The organism is Paracoccus sp. (in: a-proteobacteria), from assembly GCF_047973135.1.
Classification (GTDB): domain Bacteria; phylum Pseudomonadota; class Alphaproteobacteria; order Rhodobacterales; family Rhodobacteraceae; genus Paracoccus.
On record NZ_JBKEBL010000257.1, the window covers coordinates 1 to 9,402 of the forward strand.

General features: G+C 61.2%; 9 protein-coding genes. 2 read left to right on the top strand and 7 right to left on the bottom strand.

The window, feature by feature from the left end; genetic code table 11:
* The 7 genes from ACK5L9_RS19240 to cysQ all read right to left on the bottom strand — a co-directional run.
* Positions 1 to 797: beta-1,6-N-acetylglucosaminyltransferase (locus ACK5L9_RS19240; protein WP_416913069.1), on the bottom strand; the 797-nt coding region annotated here is incomplete at its 3' end.
* Positions 794 to 1,813, bottom strand: coding sequence for a glycosyltransferase family 2 protein (locus ACK5L9_RS19245; RefSeq protein WP_416913070.1), 1,020 nt, complete (start codon positions 1,811 to 1,813; stop codon positions 794 to 796). The genes ACK5L9_RS19245 and ACK5L9_RS19240, both read right to left, overlap by 4 nt.
* A 94-nt stretch (positions 1,814 to 1,907) precedes the next feature.
* Positions 1,908 to 2,963 carry a glycosyltransferase family 2 protein gene (locus ACK5L9_RS19250; protein WP_416913071.1) on the bottom strand — a complete coding sequence of 352 codons (1,056 nt, stop codon included), beginning with the start codon at positions 2,961 to 2,963 and terminating at the stop codon, positions 1,908 to 1,910.
* A gap of 3 nt (positions 2,964 to 2,966) precedes the next feature.
* Positions 2,967 to 3,950 carry a UDP-glucose 4-epimerase GalE gene (galE, locus tag ACK5L9_RS19255; protein ID WP_416913077.1) on the bottom strand — a complete coding sequence of 328 codons (984 nt, stop codon included), beginning with the start codon at positions 3,948 to 3,950 and terminating at the stop codon, positions 2,967 to 2,969.
* 7 nt (positions 3,951 to 3,957) lie between these two features.
* The gene (locus tag ACK5L9_RS19260; RefSeq protein WP_416913072.1) at positions 3,958 to 4,854 is read right to left on the bottom strand and encodes a UTP--glucose-1-phosphate uridylyltransferase; all 897 of its coding nucleotides are present in this window, start codon (positions 4,852 to 4,854) and stop codon (positions 3,958 to 3,960) included.
* A 170-nt stretch (positions 4,855 to 5,024) separates the two neighbouring features.
* Complete coding sequence (locus ACK5L9_RS19265) at positions 5,025 to 5,825, bottom strand: 3-deoxy-manno-octulosonate cytidylyltransferase (protein WP_416913073.1); 801 nt, start codon at positions 5,823 to 5,825, stop codon at positions 5,025 to 5,027.
* Between the two features lies 1 nt (position 5,826).
* Positions 5,827 to 6,624: a 3'(2'),5'-bisphosphate nucleotidase CysQ gene (cysQ, locus tag ACK5L9_RS19270; protein WP_416913074.1), complete on the bottom strand. Its 798-nt coding sequence runs from the start codon at positions 6,622 to 6,624 to the stop codon at positions 5,827 to 5,829.
* Between the two features lie 169 nt (positions 6,625 to 6,793).
* On the opposite strand from cysQ, the gene ACK5L9_RS19275 reads away from it, so the two are divergent.
* Together ACK5L9_RS19275 and dnaK are read left to right on the top strand one after the other, a co-directional pair.
* Positions 6,794 to 7,615: an ABC transporter permease gene (locus ACK5L9_RS19275; RefSeq protein ID WP_416913075.1), complete on the top strand. Its 822-nt coding sequence runs from the start codon at positions 6,794 to 6,796 to the stop codon at positions 7,613 to 7,615.
* A gap of 194 nt (positions 7,616 to 7,809) precedes the next feature.
* On the top strand, positions 7,810 to 9,402 hold a 1,593-nt coding region (gene dnaK / locus ACK5L9_RS19280; RefSeq protein ID WP_416913076.1), incomplete at its 3' end, for a molecular chaperone DnaK.

A 9,402-nucleotide genomic window follows, 5' to 3' on the forward strand; every position in this document is an offset into this window, starting at 1 on the left:
AGCAGCGGAATATGATCGTCGTAAAGCTGGCAGGGTCGGCCCTTGTCGTCGAATCTGGCGAATGTCAGCGACCGGCTTTCGATATGGGCCGAGTGGCAGCGCGCCAGCGACTGAAAATAGCTTTCGTCGGGGATCCAGCTTTGCCGGAAAAAGCGGTCAAAGCTGGCCCGGCGCGGATCCGTCAGGATGGCCCGCAACGTGCCCGCCGTCAGACACCACCATTGCGAACCCAGATGCGGCAGCAGCCCGTCAGGCAGCTTGCGGCGGATCCGCAGGCGACGTTGCAGCGCCACCGCGCGGTCAAAGAACCAGCGCCGCCGCCGCCAGTCGAAGGGAAAATACAGGGTAAACCGTTCCTCGTTCAGCCCCCCGACAGTCCAGCCCATATCCCCGGCACTGACGCTTTCGATAAAGTCGCGACCGGGATTGTCGTTCAGAAAGGCGATCAAATCCTGAACGGGCCGCAGAGGCAGGCAAGATCCCGATGCCAGAAAGACATGGCTGCAATCCGGCCATTGCCGCAGCAGCATATCGCCCGCCTCTTGCGTGGCCTCCACCAGACTGAAGCCCCCCCATTCACAATGACGGCGGGGGGAAAAGGCGATGCCGTCCAGTTCGGCCAGCGCCGCCCGCATCCGCGCGACATCCGCTGCGGGGGCCTTGCTGTCCACATGGATCATGACACGCGCCCCGCCCGTCGCCCAGATCCGGGCCAGACCGGCGGCGCTGTCCAGATCTGCATGGCACAGCAGGATCACCCCAAGGTGGACAGGCAGGGTGACAGCAGGCGCGGTCATGCCCAGCTTCCCCGCGAGATCAGGCCCAGATCCTCTAGCTGCCGCCAGTCCCGGTATTCGCGCGATTGCGGGCACCACAGCAGATTTTCCTGTTGCAGGCCACGATGATAGGCGCGGTATTCCACACTGTCGGCATAGTGCTGACGGCGCTGCAATTCCTCGGCCGATTTCGCCGCAAAGGTGGACAGGAACTTGGCATGCAGCAGGCAGCCCGATGCCATCTCGCCGCCGGCTTCATCATAGACCAGGTTCAGCGAACGCGGCAAAAGCATATGGGTCGAACTGACATAGGCATAGCGCCAGTTCCATTTGACCAGCGGGATTTTGTTCAGCGCGGGGCCGTCCAGAGGCGTCGCGGCCATGAAGACCCGGACGCGCGGGCCGCCCTGAATCCACAGATTGCCCAGATAATCGTTCTTCGTGATCGCGTAATTGGCCGGATCGAACCAGCGCAAAATCCCGAAGGGATCCTGCCCCTCGGCATAGGGTTGCGCATCCAGCCTGCCCCTTGGGTACATATCCAGCAGCATCGCCGGAAAGGCCCGTCGGCCCGTGTCATCCAGCCAGTCGGTCAGCGCCCGCAGCGGGCGGCTGTCACAATGCGGATAGATCAGAAATTCATCGGGATCGACAGTCAGGCACCAGTGCCCGTGACCATGGCGCAGCAGCAGCCAGCCAATCCAGTCCATCCCGAAACGCGAGACCTTGTAACTGTCATCGGTCCACCACAGCGACACATCCGCCTGCGCCGCCAGATAGTCGCGACTGCCATCCGTGCTGTCATTATCGACAAACAGAAAATGCCGCACGCCAAGATTGCGGTAATAATCAAGGAAATAGGGCAGGCGGATACGCTCGTTCCTCTGGGCGACGAAGGCCAGGATATCGCCGCGGCGGATTTGCCCGACGCGGTTGCTGACCGGTTTCAGCACGCGGCGGCGACGCAATGCGCGGGCGATCAGCCGCTGACGATGAACCCTGCGCCGCAGCCGCAATCTGAGGTCAGTGACGCTCAATCCGCCGCCCCCGGTTAATGTGCGATTGGAAAACTGTGGGCTCGCTCATCTTTTCGTTGCATGTCACAGGAATCAGATAGTCACACACCAACCATTAACCTTCGGGTCCGCAGACCCAGTCCCCGGTCCCCATCAGTCCCAGATCAACCAGTTGTTGCCAGTCACGATAGCGCGTCGAGGATTGGTTCCACAAGACCGGCTCGCCGGTCAGGGCACGGTGATAATGCACATAGGCAGAAGGGTTTGTGAAATGTTGGCGGCGATCCAGTTCTTCTGTAGATTTTTCAATAATTTGCGGCAAAAACTTGCCGTGAAGCAATATGCCGGAAAGGCGCGGGTCGCCCGGACCGTCATACAGGTCGTTCAGATGCGGCGGCAACAGGGAATGGGTCGAATTTACATAGGCATAGCGCCAGTTCCAGCGGATCAGGGGCAGCTTGTTCAGCGTCGGCGACTGTCCCGGCCGGTCGGGAAAAAAGGCCCGCTCGCGCACGCCGCCCTGCACCCACCGGTTGCGTTTTGGCGACATGATCCGGGTTCGGTAAGGACCGGCATCGAACCATGGCAGACGGGCCAGCAACGGCGCATCGTCGGGGGCTTCGGCCTGCCCCAGCCGAGCCTGCGGATAAAGCTCCAGCATCAGCGCGCCAAGGCCGGGGATGGCGCGATCATCCAGATAGCGGGTCAGCGCCCGCAGGTCGCGGCGGTCATGGTCGGGATAGATCAACAATTCGTCTATATCGACCGTCAGGCACCAATGCCCGTGCCCGTGGCGCATCAGCAGCGCGCCGATCCAGTCCATGCCAAAACGCGACCTGCGATAGCCGTCACCGCACAACCATAGCGAAGCGTCCGGTTGATCGCGCACCAATTCGACCGAGCCGTCATCGCTGCCATTATCGACAAACAGGAAATGCGCGACACCAAGCCCACGATAGTGGGCCAGAAACTCGGGCAGGCGCGCGGCCTCGTTCCGCAGCGCCGCAAAGACCAGAATGTCGTCCGGCGCGATATGGCCGGTGCGGTCGGCAACCGGCCTCAGCCGCCGCCGCGCCCGGATCGAGCGCCACAGCAATTCGCGCCGCTTCCAGCGCAGGCGATAGGCGGACCAGACGCGGCGCAGATAACCGCCGTTCTGATCCGGCGCCATCCCCTAGCCCTCGTATTCGCCGTTCTGATGCCAGCGCCATGCATCCCCGATCATCTGCTGCATGGTGGACCGGGCGGGCCGCCAGCCCAGTTCGTCCCTTGCGCGCTGACTGCCGCAAACCAGCTTGACGGCATCGCCGCCCCGACGTGGCCCTTCCTGCATCGGAACCGCTTGGTTGGTGATATGGCGCGTCGCGTCCACGACCTCGCGCACGGAAAAACCGTCGCCCGTGCCCAGACAAAAGACCCGGCTGCCCTTGTCCGCGCGCAGCCATTCCAGCCCCGCGACATGGGCATCAACCAGATCCATGACATGCACATAGTCGCGGATGCAGGTGCCGTCCGGCGTCGGATAGTCGGTTCCGTGGATGGTCAGCGCCGCGCGCTTGCCATCCACCGCGTCCAGGATCAGCGGAATCAGATGTGTCTCGGGGCGATGAAATTCGCCGATCTCGGCATCCGGATCCGCCCCCGCCACGTTGAAATAGCGAAAGATGACATGGCGCAGCCCATAAGCCGCGCCGAAATCGGCCAGCATATCCTCGATCGCGCGCTTGCTGGCACCATAGGCGTTCAGCGGGGCCTGTGGCGCATCCTCGTCCAGCACCTCGCCATCGCGGTCGCCATAGGTCGCGCAGGTCGAACTGAACACGAAATCCTTGCAACCCGCCGCCACCGCCGCCTCGATCAGGTTCAGCGAGCCGCCGACATTGTTGCGCCAGTATTTACCCGGCTCGGCCATCGCCTCGCCAACCTGACTGAAGGCGGCAAAATGCATCACCGCGACCGGCCGGTGTTCTGCAAAGGCAGCATCCAGCGCCCCGCGATCCATCAGATCGGCCTGTACGAAGGGGCCGAATTTCACCGCGTCGCGCCAGCCGGTTGACAGATTGTCCAGTGTCACGGGCATATAGCCTGCGCGCGACAGCGCCTTGCAGGCATGCGACCCTATATACCCGGCACCGCCGGTCACCAGAACCTTATGCACCACGCCCCTACTCCGCCGCGCGTTGCGACGAGGTCAGGTCGTGCAGATATTCGGCAAATTCGTCGTGCAGATCCTCGCGTGCCAGCCCGAAAGCCACCGTCGCTTGCAGGAAGCCCGCTTTCGAGCCGCAGTCGAACCGCTGTCCCCGGAAGCGCAGGCCATAGACGTCGCGGCCCGCCGCGATGTCGTCAGCGATGGCGTCGGTCAACTGGATCTCGCCGCCCGAGCCCTGCTTCAGCTTGTTCAGGTTCTGCATCACGGTCGGCGCAAGGATATAGCGCCCGATCACCGCCAGATTGGACGGGGCCGTCCCCAGAGGCGGCTTTTCGACCATGCCGCGCGCCCGGACGATGGCGCCCATATCCTCGGCCACGTCCAGCACACCATAGGCCGATGCCTTTTCGGGCGGAACCTCCATCGTGGCGACCAGGCTGCCACCGGTTTCGTCATACGCCTCGATCATCTGTTGCAGGCAGGGCGGTTCACCCTTGATGACATCATCGGTCAGGATGACGGCAAATGCCTCGTCATCGGCAAGAAGCCGCCGGGCGCACCAGACGGCATGCCCCAGTCCAAGCGCCTTATGCTGCCGGATATAGGCGATCGCGCCCGAATCCATGTTCGTCGCGCGCAGCGTTTCCAGCAGCGCCGTCTTGCCCGATTTCTTGAGGCTGGATTCCAGTTCATGCGCGTGATCAAAATAATCCTCAAGCGCGCCCTTGCCACGCGAGGTCACGAAAATGAATTCTTCGATGCCTGCCGCCCGCGCCTCGTCAATGGCGTACTGGATCAGCGGCCGGTCAACCAGTGTCATGATTTCCTTGGGAATACTTTTTGTCGCAGGCAAAAAGCGCGTCCCCAGCCCAGCCACCGGAAAGATGGCTTTTGTTACTTTACGACTCATTGTTCCTGCATCCCTCGAATTTATGTCATCCATAGTGCCGATTTGCACAAGGCGATACACACTCGTTAAGATTCAACACAAAACCCCGGACACCTTCCATGAACCTCCGGGAATTCAGTAACCGCACTGCACAGCGCCTCTGCCCGCCATACATCCAGCCAGAGCAGAGTTCAATCGACCCCCATGGCCCGCATCATCTGTTCCAGACGGGGAACATCTTCAGGGTTGTTTAGTTCCCAGAATTGCCGCCCGCGCGCCTGAACTTCGACACACAGGAGCCTGCGCCCATGCTCAAGAAAACGCAACTGTTCCAGCCCTTCCAGCTTTTCCAGCGGCCCTTCGTCCCAGTCGCGATAGGCGTGCAGGGCATCGGGCCGGTAGGCATAGACGCCAACATGATGGAAAACCGGACTGGGCTGGTCATCGTCATACCTGCCTGCCGAGAAAGGGATGACTTCCTTGGAAAAATACAGCGCCTGACGGTCATGTCCGAACACCGCGGTGGTGCCTCCGACGCGCCCGGCCATCCGGTCGGCGATCAGATCGGCGCGCATCCGCCCGGTACAGCGCAGCACCGGCGTCGCGACGCCTGCCGCGCGATCTTGTCGCAGACCGGCAACCAGATCCTCGACGAACCATGCGGGCGTCAGCGGCGCGTCGCCTTGCAGATTGACCACGATTCCGGGCGCAAGCCCCAGATTCGCCACCGCCTCGGCGCAGCGTTCCGTCCCGTTCCGGCAGTTTTCCGATGTCATCACCACTTCGGCACCAAAGCCCGTCGCGTGGTCACGAATGCGCAAGTCGTCCGTCGCGACTATGACCCGATCCACCCCGCCGACCGCCATGGCAGCGTCCCAGCTGCGGCGGATCAGGCTGCGGGATTGACCCGAGGCACCACGCAGACCGACCAGCGGCTTGCCCGGATAACGTGTCGAGGCAAAGCGCGCGGGGATAATGACCACGACCGGCATGTCAGTCCTTCACCAGCAGCACACCCGGCGCATAGGCAATGAAGAACGGATTTTCGAATCCCGGCTTGCCATAGGCCAGCGGCGTGTGATCGTCAAAGCGGACGACCTCGCCGCCCGCGCCGCGCAGCACCGCATCGCCCGCCGCCGTGTCCCATTCCATCGTGCGGCCAAGGCGCGGATACAGATCGGCCTCGCCCGTCGCCACAAGACAGAATTTCAGCGACGACCCGGCGCTGGTCATGTCGCGCGTGGCATAGCGTGCGATATAATCATCCGTTGCCGCGTCGCGATGCGATTTCGAGGCAACCACCATCAGCCCACGATTATCCGGCATCGGATTGACCCCGACCGGCACGGTTTCGCCCGGCTGATCGCCAAATGGGCCCTTTTCCTCGACCGAGCGACCGTCGCCCGTGGTATAAAACAGCCGCCCCCTGGCCGGGGCATAGACCACCCCGCGCACCGGCACACCGTCCTTGACATAGGCGATATTCACCGTGAAATCGCCGCGCCGCTGGATAAATTCCTTGGTGCCGTCCAGCGGATCGACGATCAGAAAGGTCGCGACGGCCTGAGTATGGCTGGCCGATTGTTCCTCGGTCACAAGCGGAATGTCGGGGAAAGCCTTGCGCAATCCGGCGGAAATCAGCGCATCGGCGGCCTCGTCGGCAGCAGTGACCGGCGAATCGTCCGATTTCGCGCGAACATCGAAATCCTCGGCCCCGTAGATTTCCATGATCCTGTGGCCCGCCTCCAGCGCGAGGCGCCGCATCTCGGCTGTCAATCGATCAAATTGCATTGATTTTTCCTTCACATCCGCCGCATGCAGGCCATCGAAACTATTGTCGCAACGGGACCGTTCTTTTATGATCCCTGGGGGAAGGTTACGCAAGAACCCGTTGGCCCTGTGTACAATTTTGCGTTGCATCGCCGCCCAAATGCCACAACACCGGACCAGACAGCCACCCATGTTCACGCCGCGCCGAAACCAGAACCTGTTGCAAGCCGCTGGAACGACGCTTGGGCTGATCTATCACCAGACGGTCTATAACCTGCGGACCGAGCACCGCAACGCGGTGGTGGGGCTGCTGCTGACGATCCTGCAATCTGCCATCCTGATCGCGGCCTTCCTGATGTTCTATATCGTGTTCGGCATCCGGCAATCGCCGATCCGTGGCGATTTTCTGCTGTTCATCATCTCGGGCATCGTGATCTTTACGCTGAACACGCAGACTGTGGGGGCCGTCGCCGGCAGCCATTCGATCGCCAACAATCTGGTGAAACACACGCCCCTGAACGCGGCGGTGCTGATTTCCGCCGCCGCACTTGCGACATTCTACCGGCAGACGATCAGCCTGATCGCGATCCTGTGGGTCTATGACACCACCATTGCGCCCCTGACGGTCCAGAACTGGCAGGGCTGTCTGGCGATGTATCTGCTGGCCTGGTTCAGCGGCGTCTGTATCGGCCTGATTTTCCTTGGCATCCGCCCCTGGTCGCCCAAGACGGCAAAAATTCTGACCACCATCTATCAGCGCGTGAACATGTTCGGATCGGGCAAGATGTTCGTCGCCAATGTCATCCCGAACATGTTGATGCCATGGTTCATCTGGAACCCGCTGTTCCATATCATCGACCAGATGCGGGGCTTCATGTTCATCAACTATACGCCGCTGAAAACGAATCCCTATCATGCGCTGTGGTTCTCGCTTGCCGCCCTGATGGTCGGGCTGCTGATCAACTTTACCACGCGCAAATACGAATCACTCAGTTGGAGCGCGTCTGGCTAGAACGTTCCGTTCGCCCCGCTGCAAGGCGTCAATTTTGACTCTATCTGACGCTTGCGGGCCTGAAAACCATACCTATATACAGCACCGAAGCTTCCGGGCATGTCCGGAGGTCCGTTAATCCAATCCAGGGATCGGGCCAAGGGGGCCGTCAAGGACCCGAGGCCCACATATCGCCGCAAGAAAGGTTAGAATACATGTCCAAAGTAATCGGCATCGACCTCGGCACAACGAATAGCTGCGTCGCGATCATGGACGGCAGCCAGCCGAAGGTCATCGAGAACAGCGAAGGCGCGCGCACCACGCCCTCGATCGTCGGTTTCACCGATGGCGAGCGTCTGGTCGGCCAGCCCGCCAAGCGTCAGGCCGTGACCAACCCCACCAATACCGTTTTTGCCGTCAAGCGCCTGATCGGTCGCCGTCTGACCGACGCCGAGGTGGAAAAGGACAAGAACCTCGTGCCCTATTCCATTGTCGATGGCGGCAATGGCGATGCCTGGGTCGAGGTCAAGGGCGAGAAATATTCCCCCGCGCAGGTCAGCGCGATGATCCTTCAGAAGATGAAGGAAACCGCCGAATCCTATCTGGGCGAGGCGGTGACGCAGGCCGTCATCACGGTTCCCGCCTATTTCAATGACGCGCAGCGTCAGGCCACCAAGGATGCCGGCAAGATCGCGGGGCTGGAGGTTCTGCGCATCATCAACGAACCGACCGCCGCCGCGCTGGCCTATGGTCTGGACAAGAAGGACAGCAAGACCATCGCCGTCTATGACCTTGGCGGCGGCACATTCGACATCACCATCCTTGAAATCGACGACGGCCTGTTCGAGGTGAAATCGACCAACGGGGACACGTTCCTGGGCGGCGAAGACTTCGACATGCGCATCGTCAACTATCTGGCGGATGAGTTCAAAAAGGAACATGGCGTCGATCTGACCAAGGACAAGATGGCCCTGCAGCGCCTGAAGGAAGCCGCAGAAAAGGCCAAGATCGAACTCAGTTCTTCCAGCCAGACCGAGATCAACCAGCCGTTTATCTCGATGGACAAGGATACCGGTGCGCCGCTGCACATGGTCGTCAAGCTGACGCGCGCCAAGCTGGACAGCCTAGTCGGAGATCTGGTCAAGAAGACCATCAAACCCTGTCAGGAAGCCCTGAAGGATGCCGGCGTCAGCAAGGCCGATATCGACGAGGTGATTCTGGTCGGCGGGATGACCCGGATGCCGCTGGTGATCGAGGAAGTCAGCAAATTCTTCGGTAAGGAGCCCCATAAGGGCGTGAACCCTGATGAAGTCGTGGCGCTTGGTGCGGCCGTTCAGGGCGGCGTTTTGCAAGGCGACGTCAAGGATGTGGTCCTGCTGGACGTGACGCCGCTGTCGCTGGGGATCGAAACCCTGGGTGGCGTTTTCACCCGCCTGATCGACCGCAACACCACCATCCCAACCAAGAAAAGTCAGGTCTTCTCAACCGCCGAGGACAATCAGGGCGCGGTGACGATCCGTGTCTTCCAGGGCGAACGCGAGATGGCTGCGGACAACAAACTGCTGGGCCAGTTCAATCTTGAGGACATTCCGCCCGCCCCGCGCGGCATGCCCCAGATCGAGGTGACCTTTGACATCGACGCCAACGGCATCGTCAACGTCGGCGCCAAGGACAAGGCAACCAGCAAGGAACAATCGATCCGCATTCAGGCATCAGGCGGACTGTCGGACTCTGACATCGAACAGATGGTCAAGGAAGCCGAAGCCCCTGCCACCGACGACAACAAGCGGCGTGAACTCGTGGAAACG

Coding starts and splice junctions, on each gene's coding strand:
- ACK5L9_RS19265 (WP_416913073.1), bottom strand. CDS start 5,825: ATGCCGGTCGTGGTCATTATCCCCGCGCGCTTTGCCTCGACACGTTAT.
- cysQ (WP_416913074.1), bottom strand. CDS start 6,624: ATGCAATTTGATCGATTGACAGCCGAGATGCGGCGCCTCGCGCTGGAG.
- ACK5L9_RS19260 (WP_416913072.1), bottom strand. CDS start 4,854: ATGAGTCGTAAAGTAACAAAAGCCATCTTTCCGGTGGCTGGGCTGGGG.
- ACK5L9_RS19250 (WP_416913071.1), bottom strand. CDS start 2,963: ATGGCGCCGGATCAGAACGGCGGTTATCTGCGCCGCGTCTGGTCCGCC.
- ACK5L9_RS19275 (WP_416913075.1), top strand. CDS start 6,794: ATGTTCACGCCGCGCCGAAACCAGAACCTGTTGCAAGCCGCTGGAACG.